The organism is Chryseobacterium sp. Leaf201 (assembly GCF_001421435.1).
Lineage (GTDB): Bacteria > Bacteroidota > Bacteroidia > Flavobacteriales > Weeksellaceae > Chryseobacterium.
In genome coordinates, this window is the sequence record NZ_LMKA01000088.1 from 1 (window position 1) to 18,637 (window position 18,637).

Genomic DNA, 18,637 nt, shown 5'->3' on the forward strand with positions numbered 1-18,637 from the left:
TCAAGAGTTCAGGTAAAAATAATTTGAGGAGTTCGGCATCGTTTAACATTCCTCAAAATTATCAATATTTCTTTTTCTCCCCAAGTTTTGAGATTGATCCCCTTTTTTCCGGAAAGTTTTTTAGGCTTAAGATTACTCGCAACAATTCAGCTAAAGTTCATCACTTTCTATTGTAGGCTGTTTTTAATCTAAAAGCTGCTATGGACCTCTGTTTAATAAAAGAAAACTTGAGAAGAGAAGATTTGTACATTTGGAGTTTTCCTTATTTTACAGAGTCTTAGTTAATATTTGATCCCGGTTGTATAATAAAAAGCTTTATGCTTTTTAGGGAGATTAAACTTTTCTTTTTTAAAATAATTAAAGTTGATAGATTTTGCGCTTATTAAGCAATTCACCCTTCAAATGAAACAACTGTAGATAAAGCTGTAAAGTTCTTAAAAAATTATGTAATAACTTTATTAAGTAATTCCAATCCTCAATACAACAGAAACAATTGTATGGAATTATGAAAAAGCGAATTGTAAGATAGGAGCTAATGTAGAAGTTGAAGGTTCTAAACAAATAAATATTTGAGAATAAGACGAAATAAGACAATAGGGTATAAGTTGGTGAATCTCATAAACTATAGGTAGATTACAGATGATTTTACCTAAAAAAAGAGTCCCGAAGAACTCTTTTTTGTATAAATATATTTTTGAGATTAATGCTTAATTACAGCTTCCATTACAAGGAACAGCGTTATTTACATCTGCTGCTGTAAAAGTATACGTCTGCTCAGTAGATCCTGTTGATGGGAAATTGGTATTATAATTTTTTCCATCTAAGAAATTGTAATTAGAATTATCAAATTTTTTGAATTTTGAAATTTTTTGATTCCCGAATATTACTTTTGCAGAATCTGATCTGTAGATTATACTATCAGGAATTTCATCACTTCCTTCCAGATTTTTCTGAACCAAGGATTTGTTTAGCATAATAATTCTTTCAAACTTTTTACTGTTTTTGTAATTGATAATTTTTACAGAAGTATTTGTATTATTAATATATGTGCTGGTAATTTTTTGGATTTCATTTTGATCCGTAGGCTCCCCACAGCTAAAAATAAAAACAAAAGTAAAGATACTTAAGATTTTGAAAAATCTACCTCGTTTGCCAATATTGAAATGTTGCATTTAGATTGTTTTTAGTTAAATTGTTATAACTGTTAAAGATTTTATTTCTCCACCCAGACCAGGTTCTGTTCCCATTCAAGGCGTCTTCGATTTGACGCATATTATAGTTAGCAACCTGATCACTATAGGCAGCATTTGCAGTTTCAAGATTTCCATTAGATTCAAATAAGCCATTTTGAACTATTTTCATGCCATCAATTAAATCCTGTACAGCTCCAGTATAGCTTCCTCTGATGTATTGAGGCTCATAATTAGGATATACTGTTCTGGTTAATGCCCATTGCACGCCTCTTGCCCATGATTCTAACACAATCTTGTCACCATTGTTGTAATTGTTTTTATCCATATTCCAATGTGAAGCATGAGCCATCTCGTGGATGGTAGTGCCATATAATCCATCACTCGGTCTTGTAGGTGCATACATGTGAATTGCGCTGCCCATACCCAGGAATCTTCTTGCAGGATTATGGTTGCCATTGGATGTCCCTGTCGGATCATTGAAATAATTTGCCTGAATTTTCAGCTGAGTCCTCCAAAATCCGTTTTGCGGTGGTCTTCTCAGGTTTAAGATGTTTTTGTAGGCATAATGAAACGCAGCACGGAATATGTTTGAATGATAATTCTGTTTGCTGTTTCTCTGATAATGCTGATTCCAGTTCCCTTCCATTTTCGGGCCGTCTACACCAGAGATACTTCCCCGAATTTCAAATTCATAACGCTCAAAATCGAATGAATAATTGGCGGGATTCCTAAAGGTTCCATCACATTGATAATAGCCATTTGAATCAACAAAACCATTATGTGTTGTAAACCATCTCCTTGCCTGTATTTTCAGACCCTCGACTCCTACCGTTCCCAATTCAGTATCCTGCATTGTTATTCTTCCTCCAGGTCTCCATTTACCACTTCTAGCAGCAACAGGGGCTCCGGAAATTGCATCATCTGTGTTGCCTGTTAATTCTAAAGATTTAGCAACCAGATCATCTACTGAAACTCCGTTTGGTTCTGGCACTGAACTTTGAATTTCCTTCCCATTTTGATCCACTTTTTCTTCATCTGGGATATAGAGTTCTTCCAAAACTTTATACTCTGTAATTGGAAGCTCATAACTAACCGGTATTGAAGCATAGTAAGTTTGGATTTTATCTGAAAAATCAGAATCACTGTTATTTCTTGAGTCTTCTTTGTCGGATATTTGAATATCAAGGCGGTATGGATACATTACTAAGGTACTATCTGCCCGAAGCAGATCCAGCTTTTCTTGATCAACGTTGAACTCTACATATAAATGTGATGTTTTAATCCCTGAAATAGCCTCTGCTCTTGAAATATCACCATTTGTGGCAAGATCTGCGTAGGCTCGAATCATGTTTTTTACAGCATATGGGTTTTCTAAAATAGCTTGTTCTCCCGAATCTGTACGTGCAGCAAAAGAATTATTCATTCCTTCTTTAAAAACTTCTTCATTTTGAACTTCTGCTAATTCGTCTTTACATGAAATTTGTAAAGCCAGTGATCCTACTGAAAGGATAAAGATAAATAATTGCCTCAATTTTAATTGTTTTTTTTGTTTTCTCATCAGTTATTTTTTACGAGCCAAATATAAAATAAAAACTGAGTCTTAAAATAAATATTTTATTATGTTAACTGTTTATAATATAGTATGTTTAAGCAGTGGTTAAAGTGTATTATTTTAATAGTTTCATAACCCTGTTTTCGCAATACCATTACTGCTGGCAGGCTCGTTTTATACTCTTCATTTGCCTCTTGGTTTTGATCCCCAAATTATTAGTACTGATCTTTAACAGATGATTAACCCTAAAATTGTTGATCAGTCTAAAGATCATTTTCAAATCAGTAAAAGCATTCCCATATCATAAGAATTACTAAATGGGATGGATAATAAAATGATTATTGGATTAAAATAATTAACAGGCAGTGCTCATTCATCTTTACATTAATCGCGTAACTTTAATATAAAAAACCATTCATAACACATAAAAAAGGCCATCCCAATAGAGACAGCCTGTATAAGTAAATAATCAGAAAAATCAGCTTTGGTATCCCAACAGCTTTCTCATCTGGAAGAAGAACCGTTCAATAAGTCTTAAATCCTGTGTAACAATTTCCGCGTTGCCCCTTAATTCCTTGTCGAAAACGAGGTTTTTATTATAAGATGTTTTTAAACCTTTCGGAAGAACAACGTCTACATAATAATTGCCTTCTTTATCAGGAGAAAGAGAAATGTTCTGAACTTTTCCTTCCACAATTCCATATTCCTGATAACGGTAATTATCCAGTTTGATCAGCACTTTTTCTCCGGCCACGATCTTACCGGAATTTACAGCGGGAACAGACATTCTGCCCACAATTTTATCCCTGCTTCTGGGAAGGATGGATAAGATAACATCCCCGGCCTTTATAAACTGATTTTCACCGAAAAACTGCTGGAAGCTTGCCACACCATCCGTATTGGAAATAACAAGATAATTCTGCTCCCATTGCTTTAAAGATTTCCTGAGCTGTTCAAAAAGCTGTAATGTTTGGGATGAGTAATTGATTTTATCTTTTTCAGTGTTGATGGCAGCACCGCTTTTGGTCTTGTTAACATTGGATATCCCTTCTTCAATCTGAGAAAGGGAAAGGGTAATGTTTTCCAGGTTCTGTTGAGCCTGGATGTACTTTATTTTTTCGTTCTCCAGTTCCAGTGCTGCAATAACACCTTGATTATATAATTCCTGGGAACGCTGATAACTTTTCCGGGTAAGCTCATACTTTGCCTTTTCGAGGTTCTTCTGCTGTTTTAAAGTCGCAATTCTGACCCTGTACTCCGATAGGCTTTGATTGGCGGCAAGATTTTCCGGGGCATAAGGCTGGAGACGGGTAAATAACACTTCATCCTGGAATGCTTTGGCAAAGCTGTTGTAATCTCCCTGCAGTTCCCCTAATTTAAAATGCGAAGTCTCATTTACAGGAAAAGAAGATAACCGGTTGGGATCTATTGAATCCACTATTTTTTTGAGCGCTAAAATATCATTGTAATTTCCTGTAGACTGCATTACCATCAGGACTTCATTCTTTTTAACTTCCTGATGATTTTTAATGAAGATCTTTTCAATTTTAGAATTAGTTCTTGCTTCCAGTTTTTCCGGCGGATTTTCAGACGTTACCACAATAGGTGCGGGAATGAATTCCGGATACTTAATCACATAACTCATCATCAGAATGAGAATAAGGATTAAAAGAATAATGGTATTTCCCCAGCGGATCATCCAGTGAGGGGGTTGCGTAAGGATATCCTGAACGCTTTCTGAGCGGAGCTCTATATTATCTAAAATGTCTTTTTCCATATACTTAAAAACTCAATAATCTTCGATAATGAAGATTATTGAGGGTGTTCTAAAAATAATCGTTACGATGGTAAGGTATAATTACATTTAGGGTCATTACCGGGTTCCACTCCCGGAATTACTCCGCCGGGGCAGTACCGGTTGCAGGGACTCCACTGCTGAACGTCATTAATGAAGCAGAAACAATTGCATGGAACTATCGGAACCGGGCCTGCACCATACACTTCCTTCAGACTTTTTCTTTCGATTTTTCTTAAATTTTTCATAACTGTAAGATTTTGAGTTGGTTATTTAAAGTTAATAAAAATACCGATCAATTTCCTAATTCCAATTGGTTTTTTACCAGTCTGTAATATTCTCCCCTTAATGCTACCAGTTCTGCATGGCTTCCTTCTTCCACTACATTGCCTTTATCAAGAACAATAATTTTATCGGCATGTTTTACCGTAGAAAGCCGGTGCGCAATAACAATGGCTGTTTTGCCTTTGAAGAACTGTTCAAGATTCTCCATAATCACTTTTTCATTGTTAGCATCCAAAGCAGAAGTAGCTTCATCAAAGAAAATATAATCCGGAGATTTATAAACAGCCCGGGCAATAAATAGCCTTTGCTTCTGTCCGCCGCTTACCCCTAATCCTTCATTCCCGATCTTTGTATTGTAGCTTAACGGCAATTCCTCAATAAAATCTTTAATATTCGCAATATCTACTGCTCTCCTGAGCTTGTTTTTATCCACATAATCTTCACCTACCGCAATATTATTGGCTATAGTATCATTAAATACGTACCCTTCCTGCATGACAACGCCACAATGATCCCGCCAGAACCTCGGTGAAATATTTTTAAGTTTTGTATTGCCGAGCTTGATTTCCCCATCGGTAGGCTCGTAAAATTTCATCAGTAATTTTAAAAGGGTAGTTTTCCCGCTTCCGCTGGCCCCTACAATGGCTGTTGTTTTCTGATAAGGAATGGTAAGGGTTAAGTTTTCAAAAACAAAAGCATCTGAACCGATGTACCTGAAAGAAAGGTTATCTATTTCAATATCTTTTTGAGGAAGCTCATGCGCATATTGCTCATCTTTGCTTTCCTCATCGTCTTTATCATGGATTTCTCCTAACCGTTCAAGGGAAATCTTGGCATCCTGGGTCTGTTTAATGAAGTCTATCAGCTGCAGCAAAGGACTGTTCAGCTGTCCGATGATATACTGAACGGAAAGCATCATCCCCAATGTTAAATTCCCGCTGAGTACAAGCTTTGCAGAAAGGAAACTCACCAGGATATCTTTTATCTGATTGATGAAATTTCCTCCCACCGACTGCCATTGTTCCAATGAAAGCGATTTGATCCTGATTTTAAATAATTTCACCTGCAGGAATTCCCAGTCCCAGCGTTTCTGTTTTTCCGCATTATGCATTTTGATCTCCTGCATTCCGTTAATCAGCTCAATTACTTTACTCTGCTCCTGGGAGACCTGCGAAAACCTTTTATAATCGAGTTCCTTTCTTCTGCCGAGGAAAAAGCTGATCCACCCTATATAAGCAACAGCGCCTACCAAATAAACAATAAACAGCCTGTAGTCATACAATAAAAGGACAATGCTGAAAATAACGAGATTGACTAATGAAAACAGCGTATTCAGGGAAGAACTGGTTAAAAGCTGCTCAATCCTGTGGTGGTCATTGATTCGCTGCATGATATCTCCGGTCATCCTGGTATCAAAGAAACTGATGGGAAGCTTCATTAATTTGATGAAGAAATCGGAAATAATAGAAATATTGATTCTTGCAGAAAGGTGCAGTAAAATCCAGCTCCGGATGACTTCAATCCCCATTCTGCCTACGAAAAGCATAATCTGCGCCAGCAGGACTAAGTAAATAAAATTGAGATCCTGGTTCTGAATACCGACATCGACAATACTCTGGGTAAGAAACGGAAGGATAAGTGAGAGTAAACTTCCTGCTAAAAGCCCTACGGCAAGCTGAATCACAAGCGATTTATATTTCAGCAGGTATTTTGATAGGAAACTGAAGCTGGCCTTGCTTTCCTGGTCATCAAATTCCGACTGGAAAAAAGCAGGTGTTGTTTCTAAAATCAGAACGATGCCCTCCTCCGTTTTTTCATCTGCATTCTCGCCGATCCAGAGCTTGATGAATTCTTCACGGGAATACGTAATCAGGCCATAGCCCGGATCAGAAACATATATTTTATTGTTTTTGTCGATTTTATAAACCACCACAAAGTGGTTTTTGTTCCAGTGCACAATACACGGAAGCGGCACTTCTTCAGCAAGGGACTCAAAATTGATCTGCACGCCCAATGAACGGAACCCCAGATCTTCTGCAGCATCGCTTAAGCCAAGCAGGCTGCTTCCTTCCCGGGTTGTTTCCGAAAGGTTACGGATTTGCTGTAAGGAAATGCTCTTACCATAATGTTTACTTACAATACGAAGGCAGGTGGGCCCGCAGTCTTTAGAATCCGGCTGGCGGTAGAAAGGAAAAGATTTCAATGATTATGCTTTATATTTAAAACAAGCTGTCGTCAAATGACGACAACTGTTTTTACTTTTTAAAGATGTTAGTTTTAGTAGCAATATCTATTACAATAATAAATGCAGAATCCTTCTGAAATAGGATCATTTATACACTCATTTCTTGAAATATAGCATTTTGTAGATGCAGCTTGTCCTGCAACACACTCAGGAGTGATTCCTCCTATTACTAACTTTAAATTTGTTCTTGAAATTTTTTTTAGATTTTTCATAGTGATAAATTATTTAGTTTTTCCTACTCATATAGCTTTTCGGATTCCGCTTAATTTTTTCCTAATTTAGTGAATTTTTAGATTACAAAAATTAATTTTCATTAAATCTCTTCATCTTCTGTTAACTCATCGATAAAATAATAAATATCTTCACGGTCGTACTTGTCAGGAAACTGATATCCGTTGATTAAAATAATGGGAGTGAAGTTAAGTCCGGAATTTCTGTTCTCTGCAGACATATCAATTAATGGCGTAAGATCCTCGCTGCCTGATGCAGTACCGGCTTTTTTCCTGGTTTTATCTTCGTCCCGTGTCTTAAACCAATAATCTACAAGGTCTAAAAACACGTTGGCCGATTTGTTTTTATAGGTATACATGAAGTCAGAGATTAGATTCGCAGATTTATCGTTGTTCGGATCCGGAGAATAATTGAACCTCATCTGCACGGAAATGTCGTTAGGATACCTCTGTAAAAGATTTTCCATAATCTTATGTGCATCCTTACAGAAGCCGCAATATGGGTTTGAAACGATGGAAAGATGAAGTTTTGCCTCTTTATTTCCAACAAAAAATGTTTCAGTATCAGTGAACGTCACTTTTTCATTTTCGAGAAGTTCTCTTTTGAAAAGGTCATAGTTCCTTTTGAATCTTAAATTTTTCGCATTCGATTTCTGTAAATTTTCTTTCTGTTCAAGCGTATTGTTTACATAGAGAATTAAAGAAAAGGCGGCAATCCATAAAATAAGGCTTAATAAAGCAATTTTTATATCAAAATAAAGGTTTTCAAAAAGAAATAGTCCAATGAATAACTGAGCTGCCAAAATTGTGATGATTAAAAGGCATACCCGGCAAAAAGTTTTTTCTACAACCCCCTGAACATATATTGAATAGCCGATTGCAATAAGGGAAGCCAATGTAAAGCCTTTAATGATAAAAGAGGTTACCGGTAAAAACAGCCCTAAAACCGTGAGTCCGATGAAATAAATTAAGGAAAAATCTGAAAATTTTAATCCCAGAATACTCATTTTATCCTGATTGATAATCTTATTGCATGAATTTACACTCTGAGTACCCGCAGTGTCACCACAAATACTGCCGATCACAGCAGAAGTATTCCCGAATTTCTGGTTGAAAATTTCTAAAGAAATATAAACTCCTGCCAGAGAAAGTATATTGAAAAGAGCCTCATACCAGGTCAGGGTCCACATGGAGTAGATCAGGACTATTGCGAAAACGGCATACACAAAAGGCGTATAATCTGTAACCGAATGGTTTTGGCTTTCCGTTTTTTCCTTTTCGAACAGCAAAACAAAATTGGTAGATTTCTGATGCAGTTCTTCTTTATCAAGCGTCTTTGCCTTATCAGAGTAAACAGAGTATTGGCTCCCTGTTTTTTTTACCAAGGAGAAAGAATTATCAACAATTGCTATGAATTCTTCCGGAAGTTCATCCCAGTATTCTTTGTCCAGTTCATAGGCATCATTTCTTACTCCCATAAAATTCAGGGTATCGCTGAAAGCCAAAGCGGATGGGTAATTCGGATGTGAATTGAACTGAAAAAGAAACTCCTGTTTGTCAAGTTTGAGATAGTTGATGAGTTTATCCAAAAGCATATTAATTTTTTAACTAAAATACGGAGATGTTTGAGAAAAACAAATATTTTTTTCTATTTTAAGTGATTTATGATTTATCTGTTGCAATTAATATTAATCAGTGTATCCAGGCTAAATTCTAAGAGCATTATTCATATTTAATTTTATGGTTAAATTCAATCGGGTTGTTATCTTCGCGGATTATTTTTTTCATTCTATCAGCTTGAAGCTTCATGTCAACTGAAACCGGATTTCCATTTCCATCATTAATTTTAAATGGCACACCCATGGATTTCACCCGGGCTAATGGATCTGAATAATAATTTTCTGATAATTTTTTAAACTGCTCCCAAGTTATTTCTGACCCTTTAGTTCTATAATAAACATCTTTGCCTGAGTCCTTAATTTCAGTTAGGCTAAAAATGAAGTTGTTTTCAGCATCCGAAATTTTGATGATTAATCCAGGTAAACCATAAAAAATATAGGGTCCGTTTTGAATAGGAATTTCGATTGTAAACCAAGCTGTCCAATTTCTGCCACCATAATTCACAGTTGCTTTCTGAACGTTAAAAGTTCCAATCATATTTTTTTCCGGTAGAATTTTCCAGTCGAGTTCTTCATTAATTTTTATAAAGAATATCTCTCTGAACATAGTTTGAATACTTTTGAATACTTCATTTTTAGATAGATTTTTCTTTACATAAAACTGATCCTCAAATCTCATTTTTCTTCCGGAGCCTAAACCTGTAGACGCAATAAGTGAATCTGATATTTTTTCCTGTTCTGTTCTGAAAATAGATAAATTATCATCCTTAACATCTAAAACAGTCTTCTCTAAAATCGTGCTGTCTCTTAATACATTGGGTTTGTATTCGAAATCATACTTGAATGTTTTGTTTTGACAGTAAATACTGTTAAAGACAGATAACACAAGGAAGAATAGAAAAATTTTATTTTTTTTCATATAAATTGAAATAGTATTTATTAAAATGATGAGGCGTAAATTTACGCCTCATCTTAAACTTTAATTTACTGACACCTAAAACCTAGTTTTCCTCCTGGGGAACATTGAAACATCCCACAAGTAAGACCGTATTGTGAACAGCCATCTCCACCATTTCCGCCATTTGGCATACACATATCATCACATCCACCGCCTCCTGAGTCTCCAGGGTAAAGTTTTCCACCATTTAATTTTTTAAGACTTTCTCTTGAAAGTTTTCTGAGATTTTTCATTTGTTCAATTTTAATTAATAATTTGCTTCTTGCCATATGAACCCTGGCCGGGTTTTACTGATCAGTGGTTTCAAAGTATATCTGTACATATATACTTTAAGAATTTAAAAGCGCTTTATCAATATTGACACTCAAAACTAAGCAAAAGTATGTCACATTTGTAAGATAAATTTTGCGATTTTTTTGCGATTTTCTTGCAAAATTTGCACGATTTTTAATTACATTTGCATGAAACACAGCAATATGATTCAGGAAAAATTAAAGAACATTCGAATAGAAAAAGGTATGTCTCAGGAAAAAATGGCAAAAATATTATCAACGGGTATTTCAAGTTATTCCCGTAAAGAAAATGGGAAATCAAAGATTTATGATGATGAATGGGAGAAGATGGCAAAAGCTTTGGAAGTTCCTGTCGAAGATCTGAAAGGGGAGGCTACATCCGGAATCGTACATAATGAAAATCCTATTTTTAATGATAATTCAGGAAACTATAATCAATATTTTAATTTACCGAATTCCATTTTAGAAAATCTTCAGGATTATATCCATTTGCTAAAAGAACAGAATGAACAGTTGAAGAAGGAAATAGAAAGCTATAAAAGTAATTCTTAACAAAGCATATAAAATTAACTCTTCCGGTTAAAATAGAATACTGATTATGGTACGAAATTACAGATTGTTCTTATATCAGATAATGGCTTGATTTATTACACTTCTACTGAATTGAATAAAATTGCTGACTTATGTTTATGTTTTAACTCATTAACAGTCAAGGTAAAAATGGAATCAAAATATAATTAAGTCTAAAAAATCTTAAAATTTTCTTAAAGTTTAAAAAAAGAGATAAAATGGTTTTTGTATCAATAAAATATATTGTACTTTTACAAAGCCTTGAATGAGGGAACAAGTCAAGGTAATAAATTTTTTTTCATCATTTGTGTTTTTAGAATCGTATCGCCTGATACGATTCTTTTATTTTTATGGCCTTTCATAATTCAGGAGAAGATCTATAAAATAAGAATAGGTAACCGAGCCGTCCTGTTGGTTGCTCTTCAGAAAAAGATTGTTGGCAAATCCGAAAAAATCATCCAGCCAGCCCTGATGTTTCATAATAAACGACTTTTCATACGCTCTGTCCCTTTTCATTTCAGGAGAATAATTTTTCAGAATATTTTTTACAAATTCAGGATCCTCATCAAAGATAAAATTCAGCAGGCTTCTTAAGGTAAAATACTCCGTGCTGTATCGAAGTTCAGGATTACCGGAGCGGATACCGATTAGATAACCTATAAAATTAGCTTCCTGCTCTCTTGCAAAACCCAGCTGATGCGCGCTCTCATGGGCAGACGTAAACGGGATCAGGGTATTCGGTAAATGGGAATTGAATTGAGACTCTGCAGTAAAAGGATTGTAGTATCCTAAAATTCCTGTAAAGTTCATTACATTCCCGAACAGGCTCGGCTTAAATGAATTAATTCCCGGTGCTTTTTTATCTGAAATATCTGTAGGCAGCCTGTTCTGCTGCACAAGAATTTCTTTCTGTACCGCTTTCAGATCCGTAATAATAAAAATGCCGTTTTTATCTTCCTGTACCAGTTTTCTTGTTTTCCTGCATTTTTCCAGATATTTTACAGCCAGCAGTTTGGCATGTTCTACCGTTGGTTTATTCTGGGTCGGAAGCTTTTTGATAATCGGTGTCTGGAAATACAGCATCCCCCAAAATATCTGGTATACAAAATAAATAATATTGAGCAGTATAAAAATCCGTAACAACGCACTGTTCCGGGTCTTTCTTTTAAAGCATCTGATGATAAGATAAAGAAGCATAATGCCTAACAGTACGTAAAAGAAATCCCCAAAAGAAAATGGAATCCACGAAAACAGTTGCTGGTGGACTGCTTTCTGAACCTCAAAAAACCGTTCAAAAAAAACAATCATCATTCCTGATTTTGAAAATACATAAAACAAAAGAAATTGGGCAAGTAATAAACCTGCCCAAACCCTTTTCTTCGAAAAAAATATTTTTTTAGTATTAATGACCACTTCCTTTCGTAATTTTATCAAGATCAATTCCCTGAGATTTCAAAATTCCGCTTACTCTTATCGCATAGAAAGCAAGATAAGCAAAACAGATTACTCCTACTATGTAGCTGAAATGAATATTTGTAAGATCAGCCACATATCCCTGGATAAAACTTACAATTCCGCCTCCCATAATCATCATGATAAGATATCCGGAACCCTGATTGGTGTGTTTCCCAAGTCCGTTGATGGCTAAAGCGAAAATACACGGCCAAAGCGTAGAACAGAACAATCCGACACTTGTAAAAGCATATACGGAAACCATTCCTTCAGTAGCCATTCCTATTAATAAAGCAGCAATACCTGCTACAGAGAAAATCAACAGCATTCTTGCAGGATTTCCTTTACTCATAATGTCGCAGATAATCATTGCTATAATAATCAGTCCGTACACGTAAAAATGAGAAAGGTCGTGCTTAGCAATAGCATTTACCAGTAAGAATACTCCAAAAGCTAAATAAGGAGCCAGAAATCTCAATATTTTCTTAAATCCTGCACTTACATCAAATGCTTCTACGGCACCGGTCCAACGTCCGATCATTAATGATGCCCAGTACAAAGAAATGTAAGGGGCAACGTCTTTTGTCGAAAAGCCTAAGCTTTTTTCCATATAAGCAGGAAGATTACTTGCTGTAGAAACTTCTACGCCTACATACACAAAAATAGCAATCATTCCTAACACAAGTTGAGGATATTGGAAAGCCGATTTTCTGTGCTCTCCGGGAATTATATCTTCTGTATCTTCTAAAACGGTAGGTGTTATAGCAGGAAGAGATGAGAATTTAAGCATAATGGCAACTAAAACAAAAGCTACACCCAAAATAAGGTAAGGAACTTTTACACTTTCAATACTTACATCATCATTTGCAACTGCTGCAGATCCGAAAATAGCAAAAGAAACGATCAGCGGACCAATGGTTGTTCCAAGGTTGTTGATACCCCCTGCCAGTGTTAGTCTTTGAGAACCTGTTTCAGAAGGACCTATTTCGATGGCTAAAGGATTGGCGACAATCTGCTGTAATGAAAACCCAAGTCCTACAATGAACAAGCCGGAAATCATTAATGGAAATGAAGCCATATTCGCTGCCGGGTAAAATAATAAAGTACCTGCAGCAGAAATAAGAAGACCGGCGATCAATCCGTTTTTGTATCCTATTTTATTAACAAGATCTTGTTTTATGCCTTTTGAAATGGCCATATAAATTAAAGAGCCTACAGTGTATGCTACATAAAAGCATATTTGCACAAGCATACTTTCGGTTTGAGATAAATCAAAAGCTTTTTGGAACACCGGAATCAGGATGTCGTTACTTGCGGCAATAAAGCCCCAGAAGAAAAATACAGTTACCAAAGGAATGAATTGACCCCAATTGGTTTGTTTAGAATAATTTGACATATTTGTTGAAAATTTCTGAAAACAAATATATATTATTTCTTCCGATTATTGTGTTCCAGCAAGGTTTTTTTTATTGTCTCAAAAGAAGACAATTTAAGTTCTTTCGGTGAAGCAGACGGATCAAGGATGCCGTTGAAATACACTTTAGCCTTGCCGGGATAGCCTTCTGAACTTTTAAACGGAAACATTTCCTTTAACCCGATAAACGTAAAAACAACAATGGGAGAATGGTGCTTTGAAGACAGGGTAAACGCCCCGTCTTTAAATTCATCCAGTATAACAGACGTATCATCCGGGACACCGCCTTCGGGAAAAATGACAATGCTGTTGCCTTCTTCCATTTTCTCGGCACATCTCCGGTATACATCGGCACGGCTTCTGGCACTTTTTCGGTCTACCATAACACAGATCCTTTTATATATCGTTCCGAAAATCGGGATTTTCACCAGTTCCTTCTTTCCTACGAAACATACCGGATGATCGGCACACAGAATGCACATCAGCATAATATCCATAATGGAGGTATGATTGGAAATGAAAACATATTGCCGGTTCTTATCAAGCTTCTGTTGGGAAAGCTGATGCAGTTCGTAGCGCAAGCCCATCCCGAAGAACATACAGTAGCTCCAGTACCTGATGAACCGGTACGCATAACGGTAGTGTTTCTTATTAAAAGATAAAATGTAGACAGGAATTCCGAAGAGGATCGTGAAAACAAACGCAATCAGGAAAAGCCAGGCTCTCCACAGGTAATTTAAAATCTTCGCCATTATCCGTTGAAGATTATTTTTTTCTTGATCGAATAATTGAGAACCGAAACAAGCAGGATGGCTGCGATCTTGCTGATGATTTCCGGACTTAAAGTATAAACCATAAGATCAATGTTATCCTTAAATACATAACTGTAAAAAATCTGGAAGAAACCGAGGCTTAATAAAGTAGAGATAAAAGATACCACCATGAAATACGCGAATTCCTTCCTTTTGGAATGTTTCCCTCTTTCAAAAACAAACCAGATACTCAGGAAATAGTTGGTGACAATCCCGCAGCTGGTGGAGAAAATATTACTCAGGGGATAATGTACTCCGTAAAAATCGGTCTCACGCGGAAATAGGTGAGGCAGGGAAGTGCTCAGGAACTTGAAGCTCCCGATTTCTACAATAGCGCTCAGTCCTCCTGCTATAATGAAGAACAGAACCTGTTTTTGGCGTAATAGTAAATCTCTCATTCAATCGATATGGTGTGCAAATTTATAACTATATGTTAAACAGTGAAAAAAGATGTTAAAAATTTTTTTAGATTCAAAATAATTTCTAAATTTAATTTTCTGAACGAAGAAACCTGTACCTGATAATAAATTCATTGTCAACTGTTTGTGTTGATGGTTTTTCTATCTTGTAATGCCTGAGAAAAGGCAAATCACCAAAATTTCACGGCTAAATCCTAATACTATTTGTATGAAACATCAAAACAAATACAGAAAATTCCAGCTCCAGCAGGAAAATATTGCAACGCTCGAAAGAGAAAACTCCCGTTTCAGGAGGGTATATTCAGAATACGAAAATATGTCTGATGAGCTCTGGAGCCTCGAAAATTCTGATGATAAACCCGTTCCGGATGATTTTATCAATGCCATGATCCTGCAGACTTCCTACCTGGAAGAAGAAATTGAACACTGGCTGATACAGTTCAACGAAAATAAAACCGAAATAAAACATTGATGATTTTAGACAGCTTCCGGGCTGTTTGTAAAGGCTGTTTAAAGATTAATTCATAATTTAGCACCCTTAAACTAAAATCTAAATATGGTTGCTATTGTTGATGGTGGATCCACAAAATGTGATTGGGTAATTTTGGATGACTTTAATAAGGTCTTTTTAAAAACCGAAACCATTGGTTTTAACCCTAATAATATTGCAGCAGAACTTATCGTTCCCGAAATTGAAAAAAACATCAGTCTGGGATCGGTGAAGAATTCTATCAAAAAAGTTTTCTTCTACGGTTCCGGATGCGGGATCCCGGAAAACTGCGCCATTATTGAAAGAGAACTTAAAAAATTCTTTCTTCACGGAGAAATAAAGGCTAAAGAAGATCTTACGGCTGCAGCGTATGCGGCTTACCGGGGGACACCCGCTATTGTCTGTATTCTCGGGACAGGTTCTAATTCCTGTTTTTTCGACGGTGAACATGTAAAGATCAAGCTGCCTTCCCTAGGTTTTCTGGTAGGGGACGAAGGAAGCGGAAGTTCTATCGGGAAACAGCTGGTAAGAAGATTCTTTATGCAGAAACTGCCGGAAGACCTGTCGTCTCAATTTGAAGAAACGTATAAGCTGACTGTTGACGAGGCTTTAAAAAACATGTATCATACATCGCGCCCGAATGCATACCTGGCAGACTTCAATAAATTTGTGGTAGAAAGAAAGGATCACCCTTATTTCAAAAAAATGGTTTTTGAAGAAATGCTGAATTTCTTCGATTACCAGGTGCTGCCGTATGAAGAATCAAAAAATGCCGAGATCAATTTCATCGGTTCCATTGCATATTACTATGAAGACATCCTGCGTTCTGCAGCAGCGGAACTCAATTTAAATGTGGGGCAGATTGTACAGAAACCAATCGAAAGTTTAGTCAGTTACCATATCCAATATATACTATAAATAAAAAAACATCAATATGTCAAACAAAACCCAACGCGACGAAAAGAATTTCAATCAGGCCGCGTTAGATTATCATAAAGCCGAGCCCAAAGGAAAAATTGAAGTAATCCCTTCAAAACCGCACTCTTCACAAAGAGATCTTTCACTGGCATATTCGCCGGGGGTTGCGGTGCCGTGTATGGAGATTCACCATAAACCTGAAACCGTATATGATTATACAGGAAAAGGAAACCTGGTAGCGGTAATTTCTAACGGTACGGCAGTGCTGGGATTGGGAGATATCGGGGCGGAAGCTTCAAAGCCGGTGATGGAAGGAAAAGGGCTTCTGTTCAAAATCTTTGCAGATATCAATGTTTTTGATATTGAAATCAATGAAAAAGACCCGGACAAATTTATCGACATTGTAAAAGGAATTGCCCCGACTTTCGGAGGGATCAACCTTGAAGATATCAAAGCACCTGAAGCGTTTTATATCGAACAGCGACTGAAAGAAGAGCTGGATATTCCGTTGATGCACGATGACCAGCACGGAACGGCGATTATTTCTGCAGCCGCACTTATTAACTCATTGCAGATTGCTGATAAGAAGATCGAAGAGGTAAAAGTAGTGGTGAACGGAGCGGGAGCTGCGGCCATTGCCTGTACCAATTTATATATTTCTTTAGGGTTGAAGAGGGAAAACGTATTGATGTGCGACAGCAAGGGCGTAATCAATCACAAAAGAGAGAACCTTACCCCGGAAAAAATAGATTTTGTTGCCAACACAGATATTGACACTTTGGAAGATGCTGTAAAAGGTTCAGATGTTTTCATCGGATTATCCAAAGGAAACGTAATGACTCCAAAAATGCTGTTGAGCATGAATGAAAACCCGATTGTTTTTGCCCTGGCCAATCCTGATCCGGAAATTGCCTATGATGTGGCACTTGAAACCCGGAAGGATGTGATCATGGCTACCGGAAGAAGCGATTATCCTAACCAGGTTAACAATGTACTGGGCTTCCCTTACATTTTCCGCGGAGCATTGGATGTTCAGGCAAAAGGAATCAATGAAGAAATGAAGCTGGCCGCCGTAAAAGCAATTGCAGATCTGGCTAAAGAACCGGTTCCGGAAGCTGTAATTTTAGCATACAATGTTCAGAATTTACAGTTCGGCAGAGAGTATTTTATTCCGAAACCGTTTGATAACAGGTTAATTACCAAAGTATCGAGTGCAGTGGCTAAAGCGGCGATTGACAGCGGTATTGCAGGAAAAACCATTACCGATTTTGAAGAATATGAAAACAGCCTTCTGGACAGAATGGGAAGGGATGAGAAGCTGGTAAGAATGATGCAGAGCCGTGCAAAAGCCAATCCCAAAAGGATTACTTTAGGAAATGCGGAAGAATACAATGTATTGAAAGCTGCACAGATTCTTTATGAAGAAGGAATTGCCTATCCAAGCCTTTTAGGGAATAAAAAATATATTCAGGAGCAGATGGAGCGTTTCGGGATCAGCCTTGATGTGCCTATTATTGACCCGAGTGATGATGACCAGAAAGAAAACCGTAAAAAATACAGGGAAACACTCTGGAAACTTCGCCAGCGGAAAGGGATGAATGAATACAAAGCAAAAAGATTCGTTCGTCAGAGGGATTATTTCGGTCCGTTGATGTTAAGACACGGTGACACGGACGGATTGATTGTCGGTTTTTCTAAAAACTACGTATCTGTTTTAAGGCCGGTTCTTGAAATCATTGAAAAAGACAAAGGCGTAGATAAAGTAGCAGCCATGATGATGATCCTGTCTGAAAAGAAACCTATTTTCTTTGCAGATACTTCCGTAAACCAAAATCCAACGGCCGAGGATCTTGTGAATATTGCTAAAATGGCGGAAATGACAGTGAAATCTTTTGCCATAGAGCCGAGAATTGCCATGCTTGGGTTCGAAAACTTTGCCGCGATTTCGGAAACCTCCAAAAAAGTGGCGAAAGCTGTAAGCATCCTTCACGAAAAATATCCTAAAATGGTGGTTGACGGAGAAATCCAGCCGGATTTTGCCATGAATGCCGATCATTTAAGCGATTACCCTTTCTCAAAATTAGGAACGACACCCGCCAATACTTTTATCTTCCCGAACCTTGAAAGCGCAAACCTGTCTTACAAGATCATCCGGGGAATGAAGGTTGCCCAGGTAATCGGGCCGATCCTGATGGGATTAAAGCAGCCCGTTCACGTGCTGCAGATGCGTTCCAGTGTTGATGAGATTGTCAATCTGGCTACGATTGCAGTTCTGGATGCCCAGAAAAGAGAGAAAAAAGGATAAACTTTATTTAATTGGAGATACCACATTAAATAAACACAGCCTACAATAACAAAACAGAGACTTCAATTTTTTGGAGTCTTTTGTTTT

General features: G+C 36.9%; 17 protein-coding genes. 4 read left to right on the forward strand and 13 right to left on the reverse strand.

Annotated features, from left to right (window positions below; translation table 11 throughout):
• Positions 1-707: 707 nt before the first annotated feature.
• From ASE55_RS13265 to ASE55_RS13300, 9 genes are all read right to left on the reverse strand, one after another.
• The gene (locus ASE55_RS13265; RefSeq protein WP_056220495.1) at positions 708-1,172 is read right to left on the reverse strand and encodes a hypothetical protein; all 465 of its coding nucleotides are present in this window, start codon (positions 1,170-1,172) and stop codon (positions 708-710) included.
• The gene (locus tag ASE55_RS13270; protein ID WP_056220498.1) at positions 1,141-2,751 is read right to left on the reverse strand and encodes a hypothetical protein; all 1,611 of its coding nucleotides are present in this window, start codon (positions 2,749-2,751) and stop codon (positions 1,141-1,143) included. The genes ASE55_RS13265 and ASE55_RS13270 overlap by 32 nt, the downstream gene beginning before the upstream one ends.
• A 472-nt stretch (positions 2,752-3,223) precedes the next feature.
• Positions 3,224-4,522 (reverse strand): HlyD family secretion protein, encoded by a 1,299-nt coding sequence (locus ASE55_RS13275; RefSeq protein ID WP_056220500.1) that lies wholly within the window; start codon positions 4,520-4,522, stop codon positions 3,224-3,226.
• A 62-nt stretch (positions 4,523-4,584) separates the two neighbouring features.
• Entirely contained in the window at positions 4,585-4,788 is a 204-nt protein-coding gene (locus ASE55_RS13280) for a hypothetical protein (RefSeq protein WP_056220503.1), read from the reverse strand.
• Positions 4,789-4,835: 47 nt separating this feature from the next.
• Positions 4,836-7,028: a peptidase domain-containing ABC transporter gene (locus ASE55_RS13285; protein ID WP_056220505.1), complete on the reverse strand. Its 2,193-nt coding sequence runs from the start codon at positions 7,026-7,028 to the stop codon at positions 4,836-4,838.
• Between the two features lie 74 nt (positions 7,029-7,102).
• Positions 7,103-7,282 carry a bacteriocin-like protein gene (locus ASE55_RS20960; protein WP_410493027.1) on the reverse strand — a complete coding sequence of 60 codons (180 nt, stop codon included), beginning with the start codon at positions 7,280-7,282 and terminating at the stop codon, positions 7,103-7,105.
• Between the two features lie 101 nt (positions 7,283-7,383).
• Positions 7,384-8,895: a thioredoxin domain-containing protein gene (locus ASE55_RS13290; protein WP_056220508.1), complete on the reverse strand. Its 1,512-nt coding sequence runs from the start codon at positions 8,893-8,895 to the stop codon at positions 7,384-7,386.
• Positions 8,896-9,022: 127 nt separating this feature from the next.
• A complete protein-coding gene (locus ASE55_RS13295; protein WP_056220511.1) occupies positions 9,023-9,838 on the reverse strand; it encodes a GLPGLI family protein in 816 nt (271 codons plus the stop codon).
• 65 nt (positions 9,839-9,903) lie between these two features.
• Positions 9,904-10,146: a bacteriocin-like protein gene (locus ASE55_RS13300; RefSeq protein WP_056220513.1), complete on the reverse strand. Its 243-nt coding sequence runs from the start codon at positions 10,144-10,146 to the stop codon at positions 9,904-9,906.
• A 192-nt stretch (positions 10,147-10,338) separates the two neighbouring features.
• Between ASE55_RS13300 and ASE55_RS13305 the strand changes: the two genes are divergently transcribed.
• Complete coding sequence (locus ASE55_RS13305; RefSeq protein ID WP_238585052.1) at positions 10,339-10,722, forward strand: helix-turn-helix domain-containing protein; 384 nt, start codon at positions 10,339-10,341, stop codon at positions 10,720-10,722.
• A 366-nt stretch (positions 10,723-11,088) separates the two neighbouring features.
• On the opposite strand, the gene ASE55_RS13310 is transcribed toward ASE55_RS13305, so the two are convergent.
• From ASE55_RS13310 to ASE55_RS13325, 4 genes are all read right to left on the reverse strand, one after another.
• A complete protein-coding gene (locus tag ASE55_RS13310; RefSeq protein WP_128414572.1) occupies positions 11,089-12,051 on the reverse strand; it encodes a DUF3810 domain-containing protein in 963 nt (320 codons plus the stop codon).
• 91 nt (positions 12,052-12,142) lie between these two features.
• A complete protein-coding gene (locus tag ASE55_RS13315; RefSeq protein ID WP_056220516.1) occupies positions 12,143-13,588 on the reverse strand; it encodes an MFS transporter in 1,446 nt (481 codons plus the stop codon).
• A gap of 32 nt (positions 13,589-13,620) precedes the next feature.
• Positions 13,621-14,358 carry a lysophospholipid acyltransferase family protein gene (locus tag ASE55_RS13320; RefSeq protein WP_056220519.1) on the reverse strand — a complete coding sequence of 246 codons (738 nt, stop codon included), beginning with the start codon at positions 14,356-14,358 and terminating at the stop codon, positions 13,621-13,623.
• A complete protein-coding gene (locus tag ASE55_RS13325; protein ID WP_056220522.1) occupies positions 14,358-14,816 on the reverse strand; it encodes a GtrA family protein in 459 nt (152 codons plus the stop codon). Before ASE55_RS13325 ends, ASE55_RS13320 begins: the two co-directional genes overlap by 1 nt.
• A 229-nt stretch (positions 14,817-15,045) precedes the next feature.
• On the opposite strand from ASE55_RS13325, the gene ASE55_RS13330 reads away from it, so the two are divergent.
• The 3 genes from ASE55_RS13330 to ASE55_RS13340 all read left to right on the forward strand — a co-directional run bounded on the left by ASE55_RS13330 (position 15,046) and on the right by ASE55_RS13340 (position 18,550).
• A complete protein-coding gene (locus ASE55_RS13330) occupies positions 15,046-15,309 on the forward strand; it encodes a hypothetical protein (protein WP_056220523.1) in 264 nt (87 codons plus the stop codon).
• A gap of 84 nt (positions 15,310-15,393) precedes the next feature.
• A complete protein-coding gene (locus tag ASE55_RS13335) occupies positions 15,394-16,245 on the forward strand; it encodes an ATPase (protein WP_056220526.1) in 852 nt (283 codons plus the stop codon).
• A 16-nt stretch (positions 16,246-16,261) separates the two neighbouring features.
• Entirely contained in the window at positions 16,262-18,550 is a 2,289-nt protein-coding gene (locus ASE55_RS13340; protein WP_056220529.1) for an NADP-dependent malic enzyme, read from the forward strand.
• Positions 18,551-18,637: the final 87 nt, after the last annotated feature.

Excerpts from the sequence above, each read along its gene's own strand:
- ASE55_RS13265 (WP_056220495.1), bottom strand. The coding sequence starts at position 1,172 with ATGCAACATTTCAATATTGGCAAACGAGGTAGATTTTTCAAAATCTTA.
- ASE55_RS13270 (WP_056220498.1), bottom strand. The coding sequence starts at position 2,751 with ATGAGAAAACAAAAAAAACAATTAAAATTGAGGCAATTATTTATCTTT.
- ASE55_RS13275 (WP_056220500.1), bottom strand. The coding sequence starts at position 4,522 with ATGGAAAAAGACATTTTAGATAATATAGAGCTCCGCTCAGAAAGCGTT.
- ASE55_RS13280 (WP_056220503.1), bottom strand. The coding sequence starts at position 4,788 with ATGAAAAATTTAAGAAAAATCGAAAGAAAAAGTCTGAAGGAAGTGTAT.
- ASE55_RS20960 (WP_410493027.1), bottom strand. The coding sequence starts at position 7,282 with ATGAAAAATCTAAAAAAAATTTCAAGAACAAATTTAAAGTTAGTAATA.
- ASE55_RS13290 (WP_056220508.1), bottom strand. The coding sequence starts at position 8,895 with ATGCTTTTGGATAAACTCATCAACTATCTCAAACTTGACAAACAGGAG.
- ASE55_RS13295 (WP_056220511.1), bottom strand. The coding sequence starts at position 9,838 with ATGAAAAAAAATAAAATTTTTCTATTCTTCCTTGTGTTATCTGTCTTT.
- ASE55_RS13300 (WP_056220513.1), bottom strand. The coding sequence starts at position 10,146 with ATGGCAAGAAGCAAATTATTAATTAAAATTGAACAAATGAAAAATCTC.
- ASE55_RS13305 (WP_238585052.1), top strand. The coding sequence starts at position 10,339 with ATGAAACACAGCAATATGATTCAGGAAAAATTAAAGAACATTCGAATA.
- ASE55_RS13310 (WP_128414572.1), bottom strand. The coding sequence starts at position 12,051 with ATGATGATTGTTTTTTTTGAACGGTTTTTTGAGGTTCAGAAAGCAGTC.
- ASE55_RS13315 (WP_056220516.1), bottom strand. The coding sequence starts at position 13,588 with ATGTCAAATTATTCTAAACAAACCAATTGGGGTCAATTCATTCCTTTG.
- ASE55_RS13320 (WP_056220519.1), bottom strand. The coding sequence starts at position 14,358 with ATGGCGAAGATTTTAAATTACCTGTGGAGAGCCTGGCTTTTCCTGATT.
- ASE55_RS13325 (WP_056220522.1), bottom strand. The coding sequence starts at position 14,816 with ATGAGAGATTTACTATTACGCCAAAAACAGGTTCTGTTCTTCATTATA.
- ASE55_RS13330 (WP_056220523.1), top strand. The coding sequence starts at position 15,046 with ATGAAACATCAAAACAAATACAGAAAATTCCAGCTCCAGCAGGAAAAT.
- ASE55_RS13335 (WP_056220526.1), top strand. The coding sequence starts at position 15,394 with ATGGTTGCTATTGTTGATGGTGGATCCACAAAATGTGATTGGGTAATT.
- ASE55_RS13340 (WP_056220529.1), top strand. The coding sequence starts at position 16,262 with ATGTCAAACAAAACCCAACGCGACGAAAAGAATTTCAATCAGGCCGCG.